The following is a 22,920-nucleotide window of genomic DNA, read 5'->3' on the forward strand; positions in this document are numbered from 1 at the left end:
CGTCAAGCGGTGAGGAATTGCGCGATCGCCGCGCCCAGCTCAGGCTTGGTCACCGAGGCCATATGGTTGCCCGGAATCTCGACATAGCGGCCACGCGGCAAGGCCTCGGCCAGCTCGACGGCTGCGCCATTGTCGAAGTCGTCGACGCCCGCCACGACCAGCGTCGGCAGGTCGAAACCCTCAATCGCCGAGAGCGGCGTGTCGGCAAAGGTCTGCAGGATGTGGAGCAGCGCCACCGGATCGCCGCCGGTGGTCTTCAGGAACGCCTCGGCCATCCATTCGGGGGTGCCGCGCTGATGTTCGCCCAGCCGGGTCAGGATATTGGTGAAATGCGCGACCCGGCGGTCGGTGTGGAGCAGTCCCTCCAGCCCCATGCCCGCAAAGATCGCCTTGCCCGGCTCCGCCCCCGTCGCCAGCATCCGGCTGACCGTCCGCGCGCCCAGCGAATAGCCGCCGAGATCGTAATCGGTCAGCCCCAGATGCTCGACCAGCGCATGGCCGTCGCGGGTCAGCGCGTCCTTGGGGTAGGCGGCGGGGTCGTGCGGCTTGCCGCTTTCCCCATGCGCGCGCAGGTCGGGCATGATGACGCGGTAGCCCTTGGCCGCGATGGCGGCGGCATGGCCGTAGCGGATCCAGTTGGTATAGGCATCGGAGAAATAGCCATGGATCAGCACCAGGGCGCGCCCCTCCCCCATTTCACGCCACGCGATCGGGGTGCCGTCGAAGCTGTCGAAGAAGCGGGTTTCGGGGGCGGTGTCGGCCAAGGGTTCGGTCTCCAGAAGGCAAGCTGTAGCAGCGTCTCCTAATACGGATCGCCCGGGATGTGGAACTCTCATCCGGCCAAGCGGCCCTCACCCTTCCCACCCACTAACGCGGGCGGGCCCCTTCCCTCTCCCGCCGGGAGAGGGAGGGAGGCGCGAAGCGCCGGAAGGGTGAGGGTGGCCTCCTAGCCGACATAAATACCGGCGACCCGCCACTCGCCATTTTCCCGCTCCAACGTGACGGTTTCGACAATGGGCGCCGAGGTGCCGAAGCGCGTATTGAACCGCACCATCTGATAACCGGCAGGCGGCGCGGGAACATCGTCCTGGCTGAGCAAGGTCCGCGACACCATCCTGCCCAGCGGCATCCGTACCTTTTCCGAGGTGGCGGCCCAGACCTGTTCGGTATTGAGCTTGCGGAAGCTGCTCGTGGTTAGACGGTAGCTTTCGCCCCAGCGGCCCTGGTCGATCAGTTGTACGAAACGCTGTGCCGCTTCGACCGCTGCGGGATCGCTCACCACGGTCGACGCTGTTGAATGCGGCGCGGATGCCATATGGGTCAGGCCGCCAAGGGCAAGCAGACTGAGGGCGAGGGTCATGAGTATCGCTCCGATGATGATCCGGGGACGGCGGATGCCGGTCTCCACGCCGACGATCGGCGCCGGGCTTTCATCCGCCATCGGCTCGGATCGGTCCTCCCCGATCCTCATGTCCCCCACATAATCGGGGGTCGGCAGCGATGCGTCGCCCTCCACCTCCAGCAGCATCCGCGCAGCCTCGCGACTGCTCGACACGGCCAGCTTGCGGCGGGCGTCGCGCAGCCGTTCGTTGATGGTGTGGACCGACAGGTTCAGCTCGCGTGCGATCGACTTGGCGTCATGCCCTCGGACGATCAGTCGCAGCGTCTGTTTTTCCCGGTCGGTCAGCGCGCCGATACCCGCTTTGGCCTGCATGGTCATGGCGCCGACTATGCCGGAGCCGGGCCCGCCGACCACCCTCAAAAAATTGTACCTTGACCGTGTCGGTACGGGCCGAAGGGGTGCCTTGAGTCCCATTCTCACCAGCCCGCGACAAAATGGCGGGAATCCGTGCTTTTTTGTGATTCCACGCGAGTCGCACGCATGGACAAAAGGGGTACAAGTGGTTAGCCGCCGCCCATGGCAGCATCCCTATTCCTTCTTCTGGCGGTGATCCTGGCGTTCGCCGGTGGAGGGGGGCCGTGGATGCTGATCGCCACGGTCGCGGCGGCGACGGCGGCGGGGACGCGGCTGCCCGATCTCGATACGCCGCTCCAGCTCCAGCATCGCAGCGCGCTGGTGCACAGCGTCCTGCCCTTCTACGTCGCCACGCTCGACCTGCGCACCTGGCCGGTCGCGGCGGGGCTGGGGTTCGGCGTGGGCTTCCATCTGGCGGCGGACCTGTTTCCCGGCACGATGCGCGGCTTCGCCACGATCAAGATCCCGCTGATCGGATCGATCGGGGCCTTTCCGTCCTATATCTGGATCGCGGTCAATGCGGCGGCGAACATGGTCGGCGCGTTCGTCATCCTGGAATGGATCGCCGCCGACCGGGTGGCGGCCTGCGCGCTCGCCGCGACGGGCGTCCTGGGGGCCAGCTATTTGCTGAGGACCAAGGGCGGCTTCTATGCGCTGGTGGTGATGATCGCGCTGGGCTGGTTGTTCCTGGGCTGAGCCAGGCGATTGGCGTTTCGCCACGATTGCGATATGGGACCGTTCTCTGCCGCCAAGAAGCAGGCCAATCGGGAGCGGATGCCGGACCCTTGATCCGGACCCTCGATGACCGCAGCGACCGCCTCCCCTGCCGAAACCCTGCCGCCCAGCCCGATCGGGCGTCCGCACAGCCTGCTCGAAGACGCCTATGCGATCTTCATCGGTGTGACGTTGCTGGTCGTCGGGCTGATGTTCCTGAAAGCGGCGGGACTGGTGACGGGCGGGATCGCGGGCGTCGCGCTGCTGCTGTCCTATCTGTTGCCGTTACCGGCCGGCGTGCTGTTCACGCTGGTCAACATCCCGTTCTTTCTGTTCGCGCACAAGGTGATGGGCGCACGGTTCGCGGTGAAGACGGTGCTGGTTAATGTCGGTATCGGCGTGGCCTCGGCCATCACGCGGGTGTCGGTGCATGTCGACGGGGTGCATCCGGCCTTTGCCGCGCTGGTCGGCGGCACGGTGATCGGCATGGGCATCCTGTCGCTCGCCCGGCATCAGGCGGGGGTCGGCGGCACCGGGGTCATCACCATCTGGCTCTATCGCAAGCGCGGGTGGAATATGGGCATGACCCAGGTCGCGCTGGATGTCGTCATCCTGGCGATGGCGATCCCGGTGGTTTCGGGCGTGCAGATGATGTGGTCCGCGATCAGCGCGGCGGCGATCAGCCTGATCCTCTTCGCCTGGCACCGGCCGGGGCTGTATATGGGGCGGTGAACCCTTTTCCTCCCCTGCAAGGGGAGGGGGACCAGCGAAGCTGGTGGAGGGGTGTCGCCCTATCGAGAGCGGGACACCCCTCCGTCAGGCCTGACGGCCTGCCACCTCCCCTGCGAGGGGAGGAATGGACAAGTCAGTCGCCCTTCTTCAGGTGACGGCGGCCGAGCAGTTCGGCGATCTGCACGGCGTTCAGTGCGGCACCTTTCCGCAGATTGTCCGATACGCACCACAGCGACAGGCCGTTATCGACCGTCGAGTCCTCGCGCACGCGGCTGATGAAGGTCGCATAGTCGCCGACGCATTCGACCGGGGTGACGTATCCGCCGTCCTCGCGCTTGTCGATCAGCATGACGCCGGGCGCCTCGCGCAGGATGTCCTGCGCTTCCTGGGCCGAGATCTCATCCTCGAACTCGATGTTCAGCGCCTCGGAATGGCCGACGAACACCGGCACGCGCACGCAGGTCGCCGTCACCTTGACCTTGGGATCGAGGATCTTCTTGGTCTCGGCGACCATCTTCCACTCTTCCTTGGTCGAGCCGTCGTCGAGGAAGCTGTCGATGTGCGGGATCACATTGAAGGCGATCTGCTTGGTGAACTTCTTGGGCTCGGCGGGGTCGCCGACGAAGATGTTGCGGCTCTGCTCGAACAGCTCGTCCATGCCCGCTTTGCCCGCGCCCGACACCGACTGATAGGTGGCGACGACGACGCGCTTGATCGTCGCCTTGTCGTGCAGCGGCTTGAGCGCGACGACCATCTGCGCGGTCGAGCAATTGGGGTTCGCGATGATGTTCTTGGCGGTGTAGCCGTCGATGGCGTCCGGGTTCACTTCCGGCACGATCAGCGGCACGTCCGGGTCCATGCGATAGAGCGACGAATTGTCGATCACGACGCAGCCCGCGGCGGCGAATTTGGGCGCGTAGATTTTGGTCGCGTCCGATCCGATCGCGAACAAAGCCATGTCCCAGCCGGTGGGATCGAAATGCTCAATATTCTTGATGGTGAGCATCTTGCCCGTCTCACCGTATTCGATCTGGTCGCCCTGGCTGCGCGACGAGGCGACGACCGCCAGTTCGTCGATCGGGAATTCCCGCTCCGCCAGAATGTTGATCATTTCCCGGCCGACATTGCCCGTCGCCCCGGCGACCACCACGCGATAACCCATTATATCCTCCACTCGGAAGCGTGAGCCGGTAGCGTCATTGCGTGGACGCGTCCACCAACTTTGCGAAAAGTGCGCGTTTCGCCGGGACAAGCGGGGGTTTAACGGCCCCCGCCCGCCTCTCAGGCCGCGTGGCCTAGCTTATGGGATTCTAGCCAGTCGGGCACGCTCTGCGGCCGGAGAGCCGCCGCATCGATCCGTGGCGCGATGACGGCAAAGCGATCGCCCTCGACCATGACCTCGGCCGCCAGTGCCCGGCTGTTGTAGCAGGACGCCATCGAGGCGCCATAGGCCCCGACGTCGCGCAGGACGGCCAGGTCGCCTTCCTTCACCCGGTCGATCAACCGGCCCGTGGCGAAGCGGTCGCTGCTTTCGCAGACGGGGCCGACGACATGCGCCCGCATCGTCGCGCCGTTCGGGGCGACCGCTGCGAACTCATGCCAGGCGTCGTAGAGCGCGGGCCGAGCCAGATCGTTCATGCCCGCGTCGATGACGACGAACGGGCAACCCTCGCCCGGCTTGACCCAGAGCACGCGGGTCAGCAGCACCCCGGCATGGGCGGCGATATAGCGCCCCGGCTCGAACATCAGCCTCACGTCCCAATCCTGCGTCACCCGCGCGACCATGGCGGCATAGGCGGCGACATCGCCGTCCGGGCCGCCGCGGTAATCGACGCCCAGCCCGCCGCCCAGATCGACATGGGTGATGCGATGCCCACGTGCCCTCAGTGCCGCGACCAGTTCGCCGAGCCGGCGATAGGCGGCCTCCAGCGGCCCCAGGTCCATGATCTGACTGCCGATATGGACCGCGACGCCTTGCAGCGTCAGGCCGGGACGCCGGGCCAGCCGGTCGAAGATGCCGATCGCATCTGCAAAAGCCACGCCGAATTTGCTGTCGATGGTGCCGGTGGTGATCTTGGCATGGGTGCCCGCATCGACATCGGGATTGACCCGCAGCAGCGCGGTCGCCTCGACGCCCATCCGGACGGCGGTCGTCGCCAGCACATCCCCCTCGCGCTCGCCCTCCAGGTTGATATGGCCGACCCCGGCCCGCAGCGCCTGTGCGAGTTCATCCGGGGTCTTGCCGACACCCGAATAGACGATGTCCTCCGCGGCCATGCCCGCCGCCAGCGCAGCGGTCAGTTCGCCGCCCGACACGATATCGGCGCCGAACCCCTCGTCGCGCAGCACCGACAGGACCGCCAGCGACGGATTGGCCTTGACCGCAAAGGCCAGCGACTTGCGCGGAATCGGGGCCAGCGCTTCGCGGAACCGCCGGGCGGCGGCGCGCAATGCGTTTGCCGAATAGACATAGGTCGGCGTACCCACCGCTCGCGCGATCCGGCTGAGCGCCACGCCTTCGGCATGAAGCGCCTCGCCCCGCAGCACAAAGCCTGAATTGCGGCTCATGACCGACGCGTCCGGCGTAGGCGCGCGGCATGAATGGCCTCGGCCGTATGATAATGCCCCCGCCGCTCGGCCCGCAGCGCCTGGATCATATGCTTGCCGTTCAGCATCAGCACGACCCCGCCCAGCGCCACGAAGAACCAGAACAGCGCCAGCAGCGATTCCGACGGCCCGCTCAGCGTCGCGACGACCGCACCCAACGTCATCAGGCCGCCCAGCGACCGCCATGCCATATCCCGCCCGCTCATGCCGCCATCTCCTCGATCGGATCGCCGATCACGCAGGTCGCGGCGGCGTGCATCTGGGTGCCACACCGATGACAGACCAGAATGTCGGCGGGAAAGTCACGCTCCCCGGCCAGTGCGTCGGCCGCGTCGCCGCGTTCGAAGACCAGACCCATCGCGGCATGGCGATGACGCCTGGCCGCGGCCCGTGCCCGGCCGATCATCGCGGGCGAACCACCCAGTCCGCGTGCCTCGATCGCGGTAAAGCCCATTGCCCGCGCCTGTTCGGCGACCGCGATCAGGAAGCCGCCCGCGCCGCAATCGGCGTCGACGATCCGCACCGCATGGCGATGCCGCTCGCGGAGAGAACCCAGCGCCGCCTCGATGGCGGGCCAGCGGGGGTCGTGGCGATATCTGCTGTCGATCTGCATGGTCGCGCCTCCCTCACGCTGCCCGCGACAGGACCGGGGCGTCGGCCGCCACCGGATCGAACGACACCAGCGGGGTCAGTGCGTCTTGCGCGACCGCGACACTGGCATGATAGATTTCGGCTTCCTCGACCGCATAGCGCATGGCCGCGCCACGCGAGATGAAGCGCCCTTCCAACTGGCCAGCGCTATCCTGCACAAGCCAGTGACCCGCACGGTCCTGGCCGACATAGATGAGCCGCGCCTGCGGGTCGGGTGCGATTGGAAAATCGGTACACATGGATAGTGGGAACCTCTGCCGATCGGGCGTTCGATCGCCCGCCCGCATCAGCTACGCCTCGCCCCATAGGGTTTCGAGATCGATTTCCCGCTAACGCATAGCGCCCGCATAGTGTCGGTCATATCCGCCGCCAGCGGGCACTGACCTGCACCTCGTCGAACAGGTGCTCGCCCATGATCGCCAAGGCGCTGCCCAGGCTGGCGAAGAGGAAGCCCGCCGTCGCCAGCGCATAGCCCAGCAACCCGGCACGGCCGCCATGCCCCGCCATGGCCATCAGATAGGCGATCGCCCGCCAGGCGAGGATACAAAGCCCGACACCCAGCAATCGCAGCGCCAGTCCGTGCCGCCATGTCCGATACCGTACCGCCATACCGCCTCCTTGATCGGTTCAGCGGCTATGCCCGGCGGCCATAGCAATGCGAGAGCGATTCCCCGGTTTCGCATAGTGTTGGCATAGGGGCGCCCCTCGCGATGGTTCGGTGAATCGGGATTTGGGATCGCTCATCCCCACAACTCCCCTAGACCATCCCGGCGAAGGCCGGGATGGCGGCCATGGTTGGGCCGCAGCCCCTTGGACGCATCTCGACTCTTGCGGGCACACGCCGGAGCGGTACGATCCAGCCCGCCTCAATCGTGCGTGCTGGCGGCCCAGGTGGCGTGCGCGATGCCGTGGACCGACTGGAAATGGTCGGTGATCCGGTCGAGCTCGCCCGCCTCGACGATGGTGCTGGTCAGGGTCGCGGCGACGGTCACCTGATCCTCGCCCAATTCCTCGGTTTCGAGCTCGGCCACGGGCAACCCGGCACGCTCCAGATGTTCGACCAGCATGTCGCCGACCGGCCCGGCCTGCGCGGCGCTGGTCGTCAGGCTGACCGAATAGGTCGCCTCGACATGGCGTCCTTCGACCGGGATACGGTTGATCGCATCGACCAGCGGGCGCAGCGCGGTGTTTGCGATCAGGACCATGACGGTCAGCAGCACCGCTTCGGCCACCATGTCGCTGCCGGCAATCGAACCGACCGCCGCCGAGCACCAGAGGGTCGCCGCGGTGTTCAGCCCACGGACGTTCATCCCCTCCTTCATGATGACGCCCGCGCCCAGGAAGCCGATGCCGGAGACGACATAGGCGATGATGCGGATCGACTCGACATCGCCGCCCAGCCGTTGGCCGAGATCGACAAACGCCGCCGCGCCGATCGCGACAAGGGCGTTGGTACGCAGCCCCGCCGTACGCTGGCGATATTGCCGCTCCGCGCCGATCACGGTGCCCAGCACGAACGCGGTCAGATAGCTGACCAACGTGTCGAGGAACGGCCAGAGATGGAAGGTCTTCAGGAATGCCATGGGGTGCCCATCCTATTCCTCCCCTGCAAGGGGAGGTGGCAGGGCGAAGCCCTGACGGAGGGGTGTCACCATCAGCGGGGACACCCCTCCACCAGCTTCGCTGGTCCCCCTCCCCTTACAGGGGAGGAATGACGGGATCATTTCTTCTTCGACTTGTCCTTCACCGTCCGGTCGAGGAAGTTCAGGATCGTGTGCCACAGATGCTCGGACACGCCCGGTCCGCCGACGCGGTGGGTCTGACCTGGGTAGAGCATCATCTCGAACGGCGTGTCGGTCTTCTGCATCTCGGCGGCGAAGGCGGTCGCGTTGTCGAGGAAGACGTTATCGTCCGCCATGCCGTGGATCAGCATCAGCGGATCGCGGATCTTGGCCGCATCGGTAATCGCCTGCGAGCCCGCATAGCTCTGCGGGTCGGTGCGCGGATCGCCCAGATATCGCTCGGTATAATGCGTGTCATAGAGCTGCCAGTCGGTGACCGGTGCCCCCGACACGGCGGCGGCATAGACGCCCGGCGTCTTCTCCAGCATCTTGATCGACATATAGCCGCCGTACGACCAGCCATAAGTCGCGATCCGCGCCGGATCGACGAAGGGCAGCGTCTTCAGATAGTTCGCCCCCGCCAGCTGGTCGGCGACCTCGACGGTGCCCATCGCGTGGTAGATGGCATCCTCGAACGCCTTGCCGCGATTATACGAGCCGCGATTGTCGATCTGGAAGAAGATCCAGCCCTGATCGACCAGATATTGCGGCAACGCCCCCTGCCAGCCGCGCGTGACCTGCTGGCCGGTGCCGGGGCCACCATAATGCTGGAAGAAGACGGGGTAGCGCTTGCCCGGCACCAGCTTGGGGGTAATCATTTCCCAATAGAGCGTCGTGCCGTCATCGGCCTTGATCGTACCGAACTTCGTCTCGCGGTGGCTGGCGAGATAGGGCGCATAGGGGTGGCCCGCGACGATCGCATTCTCGTTGATCCAGCTCAGCCGCTGGCCCGTCGTATCGGTCAGATAGACCTGGGTCGGCTGGCTCGGGCTGGAGCGCGAGACGATGAAGCGGCTGGCCGAGGAGTCCATCGTCGCGCTGTTGGTATAGCCGCGCTCGGTCAGGCGGGTGATGACGTTCGGCTGGGCGATGTCGACGGCGTAGAGATGCTGTTCGAGCACATCGTCCTTCAGCCCGGTGAAATAGAGCCTTCCCTTCGCCTCGTCGACGCCGACCAGATTGGTGACGACCCACGGCCCCTTGGTCAACTGGGTCCACTGGCCGTTCGCAAAGCGGTAGAGATGGCCATAGCCGTCGCGCTCCGACCGCCAGATCAGGCTGCCGTCCTTCATCGGGCGATAGGCGTCCGACAGGTTCAGCCAGCTGCGGTCGCCCGAACGTTCGGTGAAGAGGACGGTCGACTTGCCGGTCTTGGGATCGACACGCAGCATGTCGAGCGTCTTCTGGTCGCGGCTCTCGCGCTGCACCAGCATCGCCGAGCCGTCCGGCGTCCAGTCGACGCGCGCCAGATAAATGTCGAGATTGGTGCCCAGGTCCACCTTCACCCGGCCCGATCCGTCCGCCTTCATGACGTACAGATCGACCAGCGCATTGGGCGTGCCCGCCGCCGGATAGCGCTGTTCATAGACCTTGGTCCCCGCCGCGCCGATCGCCGCGCGGACCGCGACCTTGACCGGCGCGTCGTCGAACCGCTCGACCGCGATATAGCGTTCGTCGGGGCTCCACCAATAACCGGTGAAGCGGTGCATTTCCTCCTGAGCGACGAACTCCGCCTCGCCGAAATGGACGGTGCCGCCGCCGTCCTTGGTCAACGCGCGCGCCTCGCCGCCACCCAGCGGCATGGCCCACAAATTCTGGTCGCGCACGAAGCTGACATAGCCGCCCTTGGGGCTGACGATCGGGTTCAACTCGCCGCCGGGCGTATTGGTCAGGCGACGGACCTGCCCGTCCAGACCGGCGAGATACAGGTCGCCGTCCAGCGGCACCAGGATCGACTTGCCGTCAGGGGCCCAGTCATAGGCGACGATGCCCTTCGACCCGCCGATCCGCGCACGCTCCCGCTGCATCTTCTCGGCCTCGGACAGTTCCGCGCCCGAGCCGACCTTCTTGGAGTCGACCAGCATCCGCTCCTCGCCGGTGCGGGTGTCGCGGGCCCAGAGGTCCAGCCGCTCACGCTCGTCGGCACGCGGGCGCAGCGAGGTCAGGAGGGTGCCGTCGGGAGACAGGCGCAGGCCGCGCGGCTGCGACCCCGACAGGTCGGGGCTGCCGAAGACGCGCTGCAGGGTCAGCTTGCCCTGTTCGGCTTCCTGACCGGTCGGGCCATCAGCCGACATGGCCGAGGCCCCCGAACCCATGGCGATCGACGCCCCGACCGACGCCAGCGCCAGACCCAGCACCCATTTGCGCATTCATACCACTCCGAACCTTGTCATTGCCGGGTCCTTGCCCGGCCATGGCGCGCGTTATCGCGGGGGCGCTGCCATCCCGCAAGCGCGATCCCGCACGGGCCGGATCAACGCCAGCTTTCCCGAAATGAATCAGCAACTAAACTCGTAACGGAGGCGTTTCAGATTTCGTAAACCCGGCATTAACGAAATTCCGTTAGGGCCGTCATTCGGGTGCGACGGTCGAATGACGGTTCTGTCGCCTGCGCCCGGCCCATTATCGGAACGGACATGGCGACAAGTACCGCTTTGGAATTTCAGGACGATCGGCGCGGCGACATCCGTGCGATCCTGGCGCGATGGGGCAGCGCCGGGCATCCGCACGTCCAGACGTTGCTGATGCCGCAGGTTCTGCTGCATGACCTGACCGATGCGGTTCATGCGGTCTGTGCGGTCCATGGCAATCATCCCTGCATGATCGATTACGCCATGGCGCGTGGGATCCAGATCGAAACCCTGCCCTGGCTGATCCGATCCTCCAATGCCTTTGCCCTGGAGCGCGCCTTTCTCGCCAACCTGACCTCGGCGGCGGGGCCGCTGCCCTCCACCCCCGGCCAGGCCCAGACCGATGCCGCGCTGACCCAGCTTCGCCATACGCTGGAAATGCTCGCCAATTCGGATCGGCGGGGCTGCGCAACGGGCGCCGTTTCGGCGCTGATCCTCGACTGGCGCTCGATCCGGCAAGTGCTCGACCAGGCGGCGCGGCGCTTCGGCCTGTCGCCCGCCCCCGGCCAGATGCCCGAGCCGCTATGTGACGTGGAGGACGACGAGTCGGGCATCGGCCTGGCGCGCGCACGCGGGTTCGGGGCGACGCAGCTGCTCGTCCAGCATCGCGGCCTGTGGGATCTGCTGGAGGCGCGGGCAAGCGCGCGGCGCGGCTGATGCGCTCCCTTGGGTCTTCGACTGGTCGCGTCCGCGCCTCCGTCGATCCCCCTGGCCCCGTATTAACCATTTTGAACAGTTGGGTATTCGCGCAAATCGGATAGCTTGATCGGCATGAGAGGCATGGTGTCCAAGGCAATCGTATCGCTCTGCGCGCTGACGGTCGTTCCGGCGGCCGAGGCGCATTCGCTGCTCGACTATGTCGGGCAATGCGTGCCCTTCGCTCGGCAGGCCTCGGGCATCGCGATCTATGGCGATGCCTGGACCTGGTGGTCCAAGGCGGAGGGCAAATATCCCCGCGGCCGCACCCCCCGCGTCGGCGCAGTCGTCGTGTTCGAGAAGACCAGCCGCCTGCCGCTGGGCCATGTCGCGGTGGTCAGCCGCGTGGTCGAGGACCGGGTGCTGATGCTGACCCATGCCAACTGGTCGATCCAGAACGGCCAGCGCGGCCATGCCGAACAGGACGTGACGCTGTTCGATGTCTCGCCGGGCAATGATTGGAGCGTGGTAAAGGTCTGGTTCCGCGATTCCGAAGGCCTGGGCAGTTCGACCTATCCCATTTACGGCTTCATCTATGGCAAGGGCCAAGCGGCGCCCGAACTGACTGGCGACAAGCCCGATTATGTCGGCGCGCTGATCGACGCCTATGTCGCGCGCTGATTGCCAGACTCGGTTCCACTGACATAGATTGATCTCCTGCCACGGGAGACGATCGATGATGTTGCTCGCGCTGTTGATGCTGTCCACCGATCGGGGAACGCCCCCGCCGACCATGCCCAGCATCGGCCAATTACCCGAACGCTGCGTGCAGAAAGAAACGCGGGTGAGCCAGTCCGCCCCCGTCGTCGGTCTGCGCAAGCTGAACGAAATGCCAGACGCCGAGCCACGGTTCGCAGTGATACGCGAGATTGACGGCTGCCCGGTTCCAGCCATGGCGCGAACGAAAGCCAGGCGGCGCTGATTTTCCCCTCCCCTTGCAGGGGAGCAATGGGTCAGCTCACGGAAGGCCGGTGGACTAGGCCGCCGGTCATGGCATTCGGCACGCCGGTCGTACCTGGAAAGCTGATCGCCCGCTCTTCCAGCCGCCGCACCGCCATATAGGCGAACCCTTGCGCCTCCAGCGCGTCGCCGTCCCAGCCCAGCGCATCGGTCGGCTCTGGCGTCAGCCCTGTTGCCGCCGCGATCATCGCCAGCATGGTGGCGTTGTGCCGCCCGCCACCCGCGACCAGCAACCGCCGGGGCCGCTCGGGCAGGTGATCAAGCGCCCGCGCCACGGTCTGCGCGGTAAAGGCGGTCAGCGTCGCCGCCCCATCCGCCGCCGACAGGCCCCGCGCGGGCTGAATGGTGAAGTCGTTGCGGTCGAGCGACTTGGGCGGGGCGAGGTCGAACCAGCCATTGTCCATCATCGTGTCGAGCACGGTCGGCTCGACCCGCCCGCTCGCCGCCAGCGCCCCGTTTGCATCGTAACGCTGGCCGGTTTCCGCCTCCATCCAGCTGTCGATCAGGCCGTTGGCCGGTCCGGTATCGAAGGCGACCAACGCGCCGTCGGTCCCGATGAAGGTGATGTTCGCGACACCGCCCAGGTTCAGGATCGCAACAGGCTTCTCCAGATCGGCGGCGAGCGCGGCGTGATAGACGGGGATCAGCGGCGCCCCCTGCCCGCCCGCCGCGACATCGGCCGAGCGGAAGTCGGACACCGTGACGATCCCGGTCGCGTCCGCCAACGCCTGTCCATCCCCGATCTGCCAGGTCCAGCCACGGTCGGGGCGATGCGCGACCGTCTGGCCGTGAAAGCCGATCACGTCGACCGCCTTCGCCTCGACTCCGGCGTCGCGCAGCAGCTTCTGCACGACCATCGCATGGGTCCGCACGATCAGGTCGCCCGCCGCGACGATGGGCGGGCTGGCGCGCGGCCGGTCGAAGGTCAGGGCGAGCGTCGTCGCCTCCGCCAGTTCGGCGCGGGCGGTGTCGGAATAGGCTTCGGTGCGAAAGGCGATGGGCCGGACCAGCGCCTCGCCATCGGTTTCGATCAGCGCCGCGTCCACGCCGTCCAGCGACGTTCCCGACATCAATCCGATCGCCAGCATCGCGCCCTATCCTCTCGCTTCCACGTCCATCCATGCCGCCATCGCACGCGCCTGTCGACCGGACTTCGCGCGCCATCTGGAAAAGCGTCGCGTTTTGGCCTATGTGCGCGCGTATCCCATGGCAACCAAACTCCCAACTCCGCCGCGTGTCGGCATGGTCTCGCTCGGCTGTCCCAAGAATCTGGTCGACAGCGAACGCATCCTGACCCAGCTTCGCGCAGACGGCTATCAGATGTCGCCCGACTATGCCGGGGCCGATGTCGTGCTGGTCAACACCTGCGGCTTTCTCGACTCCGCCAAGGAGGAAAGCCTGGAGGCTATCGGCGAGGCGATCAAGGAAAATGGCCGCGTCATCGTGACCGGCTGCATGGGCAAGGAAGCCGAGGCGATCCGCACCCGCTTCCCGGACGTGCTCGCGATCACCGGCGCGCATGAATATGAGCAGGTGGTGGAGGCGGTCCATGCCGCCGCGCCCGCGAACCTGTCGCCCTATATCGACCTGATCCCCGATGCGGGCCTAAAGCTGACCCCGCGTCACTACAGCTATCTGAAGATTTCGGAGGGCTGCAACCATCGGTGCAGCTTCTGCATCATCCCGTCGCTTCGTGGCGACCTGGTCAGCCGTCGGCCCGACGCGATCCTGCGCGAGGCAGAGAAGCTGGTCGCGGCGGGCACGCGCGAGCTGCTGGTCATCAGCCAGGATACCTCGGCTTACGGCATCGACATCCGCAAGGAACCGCGGATGTGGAAGGGGCAGGAGGTCGTGCCGCACATGACCGACCTGGCCCGCGAACTGGGCAAGATCGCGCCCTGGGTTCGCCTGCACTATGTCTATCCCTATCCGCATGTGGATCAGGTGATCCCGCTGATGGCGGAGGGGCTGGTGCTGCCCTATCTGGACATCCCGTTCCAGCATGCCGCGCCTTCGGCCCTTCGCCGTATGAAGCGCCCCGGCAACGACGCCAAGGTCCTTCAGCGCATCCACCAGTGGCGCGACATCTGCCCCGACATCGCGATCCGCTCGACCTTCGTCGTTGGCTTCCCCGGCGAGACGGAGGAGGATTTCGAATATCTGCTCGACTGGCTGGATGAAGCCCAGCTCGACCGCGTCGGCGCCTTCCGCTTCGAGCCCGTCGAGGGCGCCGCCGCCAATGCGCTGCCCGATCACGTCCCCGAGGAGGTAAAGGAAGAGCGTTACGCGCGGATCATGGAAAAGACCGCCGCCATCTCCGCCGCCAAGCTGGAGGCCAAGGTCGGCCGCACCCTGCCCGTCATCATCGACGCGGTGGACGAGGAGGGCGGCGCGACCGGTCGCTCCCAGGCCGACGCGCCCGAGATCGACGGCGAAGTCTTCCTCCGCGACGCCGGGCATCTGTCGGTCGGCGATATCGTGAAGGTTGCAATTGAGGATGCCGACGAGCACGACCTTTACGGCGTTCCCGTCACAGGAAACGGGTAAGCATCATCACCAGCCCGGCCATCGACACCAGATAGGCCAGCGACCGCACATAGCGGACGCCGAAGATATAGAGCGGCACATAGGCGACCCGCGCGAGGAACCACACCCACGCGCCGGTCGCCGCGATCCCGCCGCTCTGTCCCGTGACCGCCAGGCCTAGCGCCAGTGCGATGAATATCGGCCAGGTCTCACGGAAATTGGCGGACGCCCGTTCGGCCCGGCCCGCATAGCGCCCGAGCGGCGCTGGTGTCCCGTCACGCGGGCCGGCATTCCAACCGATACTCCGGTCCAACGTCGCCAGCTGCGATTGCAGCGCGATGTGCACGAACAGCAGGATGATCGACCAGCCGAGGATGGTCAGTTCGGTGGTCATTCCCTTTTCCCTCTACGATACCGCCCAAGCGAAGGCCGGGGTCCAGATGCGACGCTCACCGAGGCGTGCGATGCTTTCCCCAACGCCGGACGGGACAACTGGACCCCGGCCCTCGCCGGGGTGGCGTAAGAAAAGCGCCGGATGCCTCCCATCTCCCGTTCGGCCTGAGCGGAGTCGAAGGCCAGGTCCCAACCACAACCGTTGCACCGCCCCCGCAAACCTGCTTCCTTGATGCCCATGAGATACCCCCATTTGCTGGCGGCGATCGCGTTCATCGCCCCTGCGCCGCTCCTCGCCCAGGCCCTGACCCCGGCGGAAACCCAGAAGATCGACGCGCTGGTGACGAAGACGCTGGCCGATAGCGGCGTCCCCTCCGCCTCGATCGCGGTGGTGCGGGGCGGCAGGATCGTGCTGACCAAGGCTTATGGCAAACAGTTCGAGGGGCAGACCGGCCCCGCCGACGCCAAGCTGCCCTATCAGATCGCCTCGGTCTCCAAGCAGTTCACCGCCACCGCCCTCCAGTTGCTGGCCGACGACGGCAAACTCTCGCTCGACGACACGGTGTCCAAATATATCCCCGGCATCACCGACGGCGACACGATCACCATCCGCCAGCTGCTCAGCCACACCTCTGGCCTGCGCGACTATTGGCCGCAGGATTACAGCTTCAAGGCGATGGCGACGCCGACTGGCCCACAGGGCATCGTCGACCGCTGGGCCAAGGCGCCGCTCGACTTCAAGCCGGGCACCCAGTGGCAATATTCCAATACCGGCTATGTCGTGGCGGGCATGATCGTCGAGAAGGTGTCGGGCCAGCCGCTCCTCCAGTTTCTTCAGACCCGCGTCTTCCAACCGTTGGATATCCGCGCGGTGGATCAGGACAAGGCGGTCGGCCCGGGCTTCCCGCAGGGCTATCTGCGCCATGCGCTCGGCCCCGTGCGGGTCGAGACGCCCGCTGCCCCCGGCTGGCTCTATGCGGCGGGTGAGTTGTCCATGTCGCCGCAGGACCTCGCCAAATGGGACGTCGCGCGGATGAACCGCACGCTGCTCCCCGCAAAGGACTGGGCCGAGCAGGAGACGCCGGTCAAGCTGGCCGATGGCTCGAACACCAATTACGGACTGGGCGTGGGCGTCGGCACCGCCGATGGCCGCCGCTTCGTCGAACATAGCGGCGAGGCGGTCGGCTTCCTGACCGAGAATATCGTCTACCCGGACGACAAGGCCGCCGTGGTCGTCGCGGTCAACGCCTGGTTTGCCGATGCGCAGAGCCGGATCGCCAAGGGCATTTCCGACATCGTCCTGCCCGCGCCCCAGGCCAATGCCGAGGACGCCGCCGCGCTCGACCGGACCAGGCGGGTCTATGCCCAGCTTCAGGCGGGTACTCTCGACCGTTCGCTGCTGACCGAGGATGCGGCCTATTATTTCACGCCGACGACGCTGGCCGATTACCGGACCAGCCTGTCGCCCCTGGGTGCGCCGACCAAGATCGAACAGGCGGGTCGCACGCGCCTGCGCGGCGGGTTCGTCAACCGCTCCTATCGCGTCACCTATCCCGGTCGCACGCTTCGGATCAGCACCTATGCCGAGCCCGGCACCAACGGAAAGATCGAACAATTCCTCGTGAGCCCCGCCGAATGATGGACTTCGCCCCCCTGCTCCAGCCCGATCGCGGCCAGCCCGCCCGGACGATCACCCTGCTGACCCCCAAGGGCTTCGCCGACTGGCTCGCACGCCAGCCCGTCGCCACCCGCGCGCTGGCGACGGCACACCGTTTCACCGCCAAGCCCGACACGCATCTGGTCGTGCCGCAGGACGGCGAGGTGGCGGTGATCGCGGGCGTTGCGGAGGCCAGCAGCCCTTGGGCGCTGGCCAAGCTGTCCGAAACCCTGCCGGAAGGCCAATATCGGCTCGACGGCGCAGAGGTCGGCGCGAACGCGCTGGGCTGGCTGCTCGGCCAGTATCGCTTCACCCGTTATCGCAAGGGCGATGACAACGGCCCTCGCGTGCTGCTGACCCGCGATGTCGCGCACCGGGACGAGGTGATCCGCCTCGCCGCCGCAACCGCGCAGGTCCGCGATCTGGTCAACACGGGGGCTGGCGATCTCGGTCCCGCCGAACTGGAGGCAGAGGTCGAGGCACTGGCTCGTACCCATCACGCGCAGATCATGGTGACCGGCGGCGAGACGCTGGCCCGCGACTATCCGATGATCCACGCGGTCGGCCAGGCCGCGACCCGCGAACGGGCACCCCGGCTGATCGAGCTGCACTGGGGCGATCCCGCCCATCCGCGCATCGCGATCGTCGGCAAGGGCGTGTGCTTCGACACCGGCGGGCTGGACATCAAGCCCTCTGCGGGCATGCGGCTGATGAAGAAGGACATGGGCGGTGCGGCGCATGCGCTGGCGCTGGCCGGGTTGGTCATGGCGGCGAAGCTGCCGGTCCGGCTCCACCTGCTAATCCCGGCGGTCGAGAATGCCATTTCGGGCCCGGCTTTCCGCCCCGGCGACGTACTCAAGACCCGCAAAGGCCTGACGGTCGAGAACACAAACACCGATGCCGAAGGCCGTTTGATCCTGGGCGACGCGCTGACCCGCGCGGGCGAGGAGAAGCCGGAACTGATCCTGGACTTCGCCACCCTGACCGGCGCGGCGCGCGTGGCGCTGGGCCCCGACCTGCCGCCGCTGTTCACCGATGACGAGACGCTGGCGGCGGACCTGCTTGCGGCGGCGGCGAGCGAGGACGATCCCGTGTGGCGGATGCCGCTCTGGGACGGGTATGACGACATGCTCAAGTCCGACATCGCCGACATGGTCAATGCGCCGGACGGCGGCTTTGCCGGGGCGATCACGGCCGCGCTGTTCCTGCGCCGCTTCGTGCCGAAGGACACGGCCTGGGCGCATCTCGACGTGTTCGCATGGCGGCCCTCGGGCAAGCCGGGGCGGCCCAAGGGAGGCGATGCCTATGCGCTGCGCGCGGCGTTTGCGATGTTGAAGGGGCGGTATTCGGGGCGTTGAGGTTGTAGCTTGGCCTTCGACTACGCTCAGGCTGAACGGGGGTTGGGGACTATACCCGACAGCCGTTCACGCTGAGCGAAGTCGAAGCGCACGCTCCAACGCGCCGTTACAACCCCGCCGCCGCCTCGATGATCGGCACGAACTTCGCGGCGGTCAGGCTGGCTCCGCCGACCAGCGCGCCGTCGACATTCTCGACCGCCAACAGCGTCGCGGCATTTTCGCCCGTCACCGAACCACCGTACAGGATGCGCACCCCGTCCGCCGCATCGCCGATCAGCATGCGCAGCTTGGCGCGCGCGATGGCGTGGATGCTGGCGATCTCGTCCACGGTCGGCGTCCGCCCCGTCCCGATCGCCCAGCGTGGCTCATAGGCGAGCGTGAACCAGCGGCCGTCCGCATTGTCGGGCACCGACTTCTCGATCTGTGCCTGCACCACCCGCTCGGCGCGCCCGGCATTACGCTCCGCCTCGGTCTCGCCGCAGCAGAGGATGACGTTCAGCCCCTGGCGGTGCGCCGCCGCCGCCTTGGCCCAGGCGTCCTGACTGGTCTCGCCCTGATCGGCCCGGCGTTCCGAATGGCCGACGATGGTGAAGCTGGCCCCTGCTTCCAGGACCATCGCCGCCGAGACGCAGCCGGTATGCGCACCCGCATCGCGCTCATGCACATCCTCCGCTCCGATGGCGAGGCCGGGAACGCGCTCGGCGGCGGGCGCGATCAGGGTGAAGGGCACCGCGACCGCCACATCGACGTTCGGCGCAGCCTCGGTGGCCTTCGCGATGGCGTCCAGTTCGGCAAGCGTCGCGCGCGAACCGTTCATCTTCCAGTTGCCCGCCACCAGTTTGCGCCGTGCCATATGAGGCTCCCCAAATGAGTCGTATGTTATACGTGTTCAACACCGATAGCGGATCGTGCATTTCGCACAAGCTTGATGCCGAGCCACCTCCCCCCTAAAGCGGGACACGTTTTTGTCTTTGCCGATCGGTCGTCCATGCTCAGCTTCTTCCGCCGGATCATCAATTCCAAGGCCGGCGTCGTCGTGACCTTCATCGTGCTGGGCGTGATCGCGATCGCGTTCGCGGCTGGTGACGTCACCAATATCGCGGGCATGGCTGGCGGCCTGACCGGCGCCGATGTGGCCAAGGTCGGCGACGCGAAAGTGACCGTCAACGACCTGCGCACCGCCGCGCAGAACGAAGTCGCGGCCTATCGCCAGGAACAGCCGGGCCTCGACATGGCGCAGTTCATCGCCGCAGGCGGGTTCGAGGGCGTGCTCCAGCGCGAGATCACCGGCCTGGCGCTCGAACAGTTCGGCAAGCAGCAGGGCATGGTCGTCTCGCGCCGCCTGGTCGACGGCCAGATCGCCTCGATCCCGGCGTTTCGCGGCCCCAACGGCCAGTTCGATCCGGCGCTCTATCAGCAGCTTCTGGCGCAGCGGAAGATGACCGATGCGCAGGTCCGCACCGATATCGAGCGTTCGACCTTCGCGCAGCAACTGACCATCCCGACCGTCGGCGCGACCCAGTTCGCGACGCAGATGGCGTTGCCCTATGCCTCGCTGCTGCTCGAAAAGCGGCAGGGCGAGGTCGGCTATATCCCGACCCGCCTGGTCCCCGCAGGGGCCGCACCGAGCGACGCCGATGTCCAGACCTTCTACACCCGCAACGTCCAGCGCTACACTCTGCCGGAGCGTCGCGTGGTCCGCTATGCGGTCGTGAACCCCGCCGCCGTCGCCGCCAAGGCGACCCCGAGCGAGGCCGAGATCGCACGTTACTATCAGACCAACCAGTCGCGCTATGCCGCAACCCAGAAGCGGGACGTGACCCAGGTCATCGTCGCCGACCAGGCGGGCGCCAATGCGCTGGCCGCCAAGGCGAAGGGCGGCACCTCGCTGGCCGACGCCGCCCGCGCCGCCGGGCTGGAGGCGTCGGTGCAGAAGGGCGTCGACAAGGCGGCCTATGCCGCCCAGGCCTCGGCCGCCGTCGCCGATGCCGTGTTCGGTGCGCCGCAGGGTGGCGTGATCGGCCCGGTACGCGGGACGCTCGGCTTCGTTGTCGCCAAGGTCGATGCGATCACCCAGGTGCCCGGCAAGTCGCTGGCCCAGGCGCGCCCTGAAATCGTCACGGAATTGACCAAGCAGAAGCAGGCCGCCGCACTGGGCGAGATGCGCAACGCGATCGAGGACTCGCTGTCGGGCAATGCCACGTTCGACGAGGTGATCGCCGACCGCAAGCTGCAGGCACAGACCACGCCCGCTGTCACCGCCCAGGGCGCGGCACCGGATGCCCCGGCCTTCCAGCCGACGCCGGAACAGCGCGCGATGATCACCGCCGCCTTCACCGCCGAGGATGGCGACGCACCGCAGATCGTGCCGATCGGCCAGGACGGCGGCTTCGCAGTCGTCGGCGTGGGCCAGATCCAGCGTTCCGCCCCGCGTCCGCTGGCGCAGGTCCGTAGCCAGGTGCTCGCCGACCTGACCGCCGACCGCGCGCGCACCGCCGCCCGCACGCTCGCCAATGCCGTGCTCGCCAAGGTGAACAAGGGCATGCCGATGGCGCAGGCGCTGAAGGAAACCGGGCTGGCGGTGCCGCCGGTCCGCCCGATCGCCGCCTCGCGCCGCGATCTGGCCGCCGCACAGAACACGCCCGCCGCCGCCCCGCTCGCGCTGCTGTTCTCGATGCCGCAGAACAAGGCCCGCACCCTGGCCGCCCCGCAGAATGAGGGCTGGTACATCATCCGCGTGACCAAGATCGAACAAGGCAACGCGACCGGCAACGACGCCGCGATCCGCGCCGCGCGCGGCGATATCGGCCGCCTGATCGGCCGCGAATATGTCTCGCAGTTCGCGCGCGCCGTTCGCGACGCAGTCGTCGTCAAGACCGACCCCAAGGCGGTCGCCAAGACCCGCTCGGAGTTGCTGAACAATGGGAGCAACTGAGCGCAGCACCGCTGAACGGCTGGCCGACGGCCAGCCGCAGCTGATCTGGCGTCGGCAGATCGCCGATACCGAGACGCCGGTCGCCGCCGCGCTGAAGCTGATCGAGCCGGGTCGTGGCGACTTTTTGCTGGAATCGGTCGAGGGTGGCGCGACGCGCGGACGGTACAGCCTGATCGGCCTGGCCCCCGATATCGTCTTCCGCGCCGAGGGCCATGCCGCCGCGATCAATCGCCACTGGGCCACGGACCGCGACGCGTTCGAGCCGTGCGACGCGCCGACGCTGGCGGCGCTGCGCACCCTGGTCGCCGAATGCCGCGCCGATGTGCCCGAGGGACTGCCCTCGGCGCTGGCCTGTCTGGTCGGCTATTTCGGCTATGAGACGGTCGGGCTGGTCGAGACACTGCCCCAGCCCGACGCCGATCCGCTCGGCCTGCCCGACATGATCTTCGTGCGGCCGACCGTCATACTGGTCTTCGACCGGCTGGCCGATGCGCTCTATCTGGTCGCCCCCGTATGGCCCGATACGGCGCGCGATACCGCGCGGATGATCGCGGACGCGGAGGAGCGGCTGGACGCCACCGCCGCACGCCTCGCGACCGCCACGCTGCCCGCAGCCATACGTGCCGATCTGCCCGAACCGGCCTATGAACCCGCGCTCCCGCCCGGTCGCTATGGCGAGATGGTCGCGCGCGCGAAGGACTATATCGTCGCGGGCGATATCTTCCAGGTGGTGTTGGCGCAGCGTTTCTCGGCACCCTTCACCCTGCCGCCATTCGAGCTGTATCGCAGCCTGCGGCGGATCAACCCTTCGCCCTTCCTCTATCATCTTGACCTGCCGGGCTTTTCGTTGATCGGGTCCAGCCCCGAAATCCTGGTCCGCGTCCGCAACGACGAAGTGACGATCCGGCCGATCGCGGGCACGCGCCCCCGCGGCAAGACCCGCGCCGAGGATGCCGCCAACCGCGACAGCCTGCTCGCCGATCCGAAGGAACGCGCCGAGCATCTGATGCTGCTTGATCTGGGCCGCAACGATGTCGGCCGTGCGTCTTCGGCGGGCAGTGTGCGCGTGACCGACAGCTATTCGGTCGAATTCTACAGCCACGTCATGCACATCGTGTCCAACGTCGTCGGTCATCTGGCCGACGACAAGGATGCGCTCGACGCGCTGTTCGCGGGATTTCCGGCGGGCACGGTCAGCGGCGCGCCCAAGGTCCGCGCCTGCCAGATCATCGCGGAACTGGAGCCGGAACGTCGCGGTCCTTACGCGGGCGGCGTCGGCTATTTCTCGCCCGACGGCTCGATGGATTCGTGCATCGTGCTGCGTACGGCGGTGGTCAAGGACGGCACCATTCATGTCCAGGCGGGCGCGGGCATCGTCGCCGATAGCGACCCGGCCTATGAACAGCGCGAGTGCGAGGCCAAGGCGGGCGCGATGCTGGCCGCTGCTCGGGATGCGGTGGCGCGGGCAGGTGAAGGCGGTTTCGGGCAATAAATATATTCAGCCCTTTAAAGGCAGTGTTCCCCGACGAAGGCCGGGGCCCAGTTTCGACCCGCCTGAGACTGCGCGGCAAGTTCCATAAAGGGGCTTCCATCCGCCGATGAACCTGTAACGAGCACGGTGGCCACTGGGCCCCGGCCTTCGCCGGGGAACAGGATTGGGTCAGCCGATCACCGTCCCAAGGG

At 67.0% G+C, this 22,920-nt stretch carries 23 protein-coding genes; 10 read left to right on the plus strand and 13 right to left on the minus strand.

Annotated elements, in window-relative coordinates:
* Positions 1 to 2: 2 nt before the first annotated feature.
* Both NS355_RS11805 and NS355_RS11810 read right to left on the minus strand, forming a co-directional pair.
* Entirely contained in the window at positions 3 to 764 is a 762-nt protein-coding gene (locus tag NS355_RS11805) for an alpha/beta fold hydrolase (protein ID WP_058745892.1), read from the minus strand.
* Between the two features lie 182 nt (positions 765 to 946).
* Entirely contained in the window at positions 947 to 1,720 is a 774-nt protein-coding gene (locus tag NS355_RS11810; protein ID WP_058745893.1) for a helix-turn-helix domain-containing protein, read from the minus strand.
* A gap of 198 nt (positions 1,721 to 1,918) precedes the next feature.
* Between NS355_RS11810 and NS355_RS11815 the strand changes: the two genes are divergently transcribed.
* Both NS355_RS11815 and NS355_RS11820 read left to right on the plus strand, forming a co-directional pair.
* Entirely contained in the window at positions 1,919 to 2,452 is a 534-nt protein-coding gene (locus tag NS355_RS11815) for a hypothetical protein (protein ID WP_153008203.1), read from the plus strand.
* Positions 2,453 to 2,557: 105 nt separating this feature from the next.
* Positions 2,558 to 3,202: a YitT family protein gene (locus NS355_RS11820; RefSeq protein ID WP_058745895.1), complete on the plus strand. Its 645-nt coding sequence runs from the start codon at positions 2,558 to 2,560 to the stop codon at positions 3,200 to 3,202.
* A gap of 133 nt (positions 3,203 to 3,335) precedes the next feature.
* Here the strand turns inward: NS355_RS11820 and NS355_RS11825 are convergent, their stop codons facing one another.
* The 8 genes from NS355_RS11825 to NS355_RS11860 all read right to left on the minus strand — a co-directional run bounded on the left by NS355_RS11825 (position 3,336) and on the right by NS355_RS11860 (position 10,451).
* Complete coding sequence (locus tag NS355_RS11825) at positions 3,336 to 4,364, minus strand: aspartate-semialdehyde dehydrogenase (RefSeq protein ID WP_056437978.1); 1,029 nt, start codon at positions 4,362 to 4,364, stop codon at positions 3,336 to 3,338.
* A gap of 119 nt (positions 4,365 to 4,483) precedes the next feature.
* On the minus strand, positions 4,484 to 5,770 hold the full coding sequence (gene lysA / locus NS355_RS11830; RefSeq protein WP_058745896.1) for a diaminopimelate decarboxylase: 1,287 nt from the start codon (positions 5,768 to 5,770) through the stop codon (positions 4,484 to 4,486).
* The gene (locus tag NS355_RS11835) at positions 5,767 to 6,015 is read right to left on the minus strand and encodes a hypothetical protein (RefSeq protein WP_153008204.1); all 249 of its coding nucleotides are present in this window, start codon (positions 6,013 to 6,015) and stop codon (positions 5,767 to 5,769) included. The genes lysA and NS355_RS11835 overlap by 4 nt, the downstream gene beginning before the upstream one ends.
* Positions 6,012 to 6,422, minus strand: coding sequence for a hypothetical protein (locus NS355_RS11840; protein WP_058745898.1), 411 nt, complete (start codon positions 6,420 to 6,422; stop codon positions 6,012 to 6,014). The genes NS355_RS11835 and NS355_RS11840 overlap by 4 nt, the downstream gene beginning before the upstream one ends.
* A 13-nt stretch (positions 6,423 to 6,435) precedes the next feature.
* Positions 6,436 to 6,699 (minus strand): hypothetical protein, encoded by a 264-nt coding sequence (locus NS355_RS11845; protein ID WP_058745899.1) that lies wholly within the window; start codon positions 6,697 to 6,699, stop codon positions 6,436 to 6,438.
* 118 nt (positions 6,700 to 6,817) lie between these two features.
* Positions 6,818 to 7,069: a hypothetical protein gene (locus NS355_RS11850; protein ID WP_058745900.1), complete on the minus strand. Its 252-nt coding sequence runs from the start codon at positions 7,067 to 7,069 to the stop codon at positions 6,818 to 6,820.
* 257 nt (positions 7,070 to 7,326) lie between these two features.
* Complete coding sequence (locus NS355_RS11855; RefSeq protein WP_058745901.1) at positions 7,327 to 8,043, minus strand: MgtC/SapB family protein; 717 nt, start codon at positions 8,041 to 8,043, stop codon at positions 7,327 to 7,329.
* Positions 8,044 to 8,180: 137 nt separating this feature from the next.
* On the minus strand, positions 8,181 to 10,451 hold the full coding sequence (locus tag NS355_RS11860) for a S9 family peptidase (protein WP_153008205.1): 2,271 nt from the start codon (positions 10,449 to 10,451) through the stop codon (positions 8,181 to 8,183).
* Positions 10,452 to 10,718: 267 nt separating this feature from the next.
* Here NS355_RS11860 and NS355_RS11865 point away from each other — a divergent pair, with 267 nt between their 5' ends.
* From NS355_RS11865 to NS355_RS11875, 3 genes are all read left to right on the plus strand, one after another.
* On the plus strand, positions 10,719 to 11,369 hold the full coding sequence (locus NS355_RS11865; RefSeq protein WP_058745902.1) for a DUF6975 family protein: 651 nt from the start codon (positions 10,719 to 10,721) through the stop codon (positions 11,367 to 11,369).
* Between the two features lie 123 nt (positions 11,370 to 11,492).
* Entirely contained in the window at positions 11,493 to 12,029 is a 537-nt protein-coding gene (locus NS355_RS11870; protein WP_244489664.1) for a CHAP domain-containing protein, read from the plus strand.
* 55 nt (positions 12,030 to 12,084) lie between these two features.
* Positions 12,085 to 12,330 (plus strand): hypothetical protein, encoded by a 246-nt coding sequence (locus NS355_RS11875; protein ID WP_058745903.1) that lies wholly within the window; start codon positions 12,085 to 12,087, stop codon positions 12,328 to 12,330.
* A gap of 31 nt (positions 12,331 to 12,361) precedes the next feature.
* On the opposite strand, the gene NS355_RS11880 is transcribed toward NS355_RS11875, so the two are convergent.
* Positions 12,362 to 13,456 carry an anhydro-N-acetylmuramic acid kinase gene (locus NS355_RS11880; protein ID WP_084787879.1) on the minus strand — a complete coding sequence of 365 codons (1,095 nt, stop codon included), beginning with the start codon at positions 13,454 to 13,456 and terminating at the stop codon, positions 12,362 to 12,364.
* A gap of 118 nt (positions 13,457 to 13,574) precedes the next feature.
* Between NS355_RS11880 and rimO the strand changes: the two genes are divergently transcribed.
* Positions 13,575 to 14,915 carry a 30S ribosomal protein S12 methylthiotransferase RimO gene (gene rimO / locus NS355_RS11885; RefSeq protein WP_058745929.1) on the plus strand — a complete coding sequence of 447 codons (1,341 nt, stop codon included), beginning with the start codon at positions 13,575 to 13,577 and terminating at the stop codon, positions 14,913 to 14,915.
* Here rimO and NS355_RS11890 read toward each other — a convergent pair.
* A complete protein-coding gene (locus tag NS355_RS11890) occupies positions 14,899 to 15,288 on the minus strand; it encodes an MAPEG family protein (protein ID WP_058745904.1) in 390 nt (129 codons plus the stop codon). The genes rimO and NS355_RS11890 overlap by 17 nt on opposite strands.
* A gap of 237 nt (positions 15,289 to 15,525) precedes the next feature.
* Here NS355_RS11890 and NS355_RS11895 point away from each other — a divergent pair, with 237 nt between their 5' ends.
* Together NS355_RS11895 and NS355_RS11900 are read left to right on the plus strand one after the other, a co-directional pair.
* Positions 15,526 to 16,926, plus strand: a complete 1,401-nt coding sequence (locus tag NS355_RS11895) for a serine hydrolase domain-containing protein (RefSeq protein ID WP_058745905.1) — start codon at positions 15,526 to 15,528, stop codon at positions 16,924 to 16,926.
* The gene (locus NS355_RS11900) at positions 16,923 to 18,302 is read left to right on the plus strand and encodes a leucyl aminopeptidase family protein (RefSeq protein ID WP_058745906.1); all 1,380 of its coding nucleotides are present in this window, start codon (positions 16,923 to 16,925) and stop codon (positions 18,300 to 18,302) included. Before NS355_RS11895 ends, NS355_RS11900 begins: the two co-directional genes overlap by 4 nt.
* 106 nt (positions 18,303 to 18,408) lie before the next feature.
* On the opposite strand, the gene tpiA is transcribed toward NS355_RS11900, so the two are convergent.
* Positions 18,409 to 19,155, minus strand: coding sequence for a triose-phosphate isomerase (gene tpiA / locus NS355_RS11905; protein WP_058745907.1), 747 nt, complete (start codon positions 19,153 to 19,155; stop codon positions 18,409 to 18,411).
* Positions 19,156 to 19,290: 135 nt separating this feature from the next.
* Between tpiA and NS355_RS11910 the strand changes: the two genes are divergently transcribed.
* Positions 19,291 to 21,237: a peptidylprolyl isomerase gene (locus tag NS355_RS11910; RefSeq protein WP_058745908.1), complete on the plus strand. Its 1,947-nt coding sequence runs from the start codon at positions 19,291 to 19,293 to the stop codon at positions 21,235 to 21,237.
* Positions 21,224 to 22,729: an anthranilate synthase component I gene (gene trpE / locus NS355_RS11915; RefSeq protein WP_058745909.1), complete on the plus strand. Its 1,506-nt coding sequence runs from the start codon at positions 21,224 to 21,226 to the stop codon at positions 22,727 to 22,729. The genes NS355_RS11910 and trpE overlap by 14 nt, the downstream gene beginning before the upstream one ends.
* Positions 22,730 to 22,920: the final 191 nt, after the last annotated feature.

It is taken from the genome of Sphingomonas yabuuchiae, assembly GCF_001477495.1.
Taxonomy (GTDB): Bacteria; Pseudomonadota; Alphaproteobacteria; order Sphingomonadales; family Sphingomonadaceae; genus Sphingomonas; species Sphingomonas yabuuchiae_A.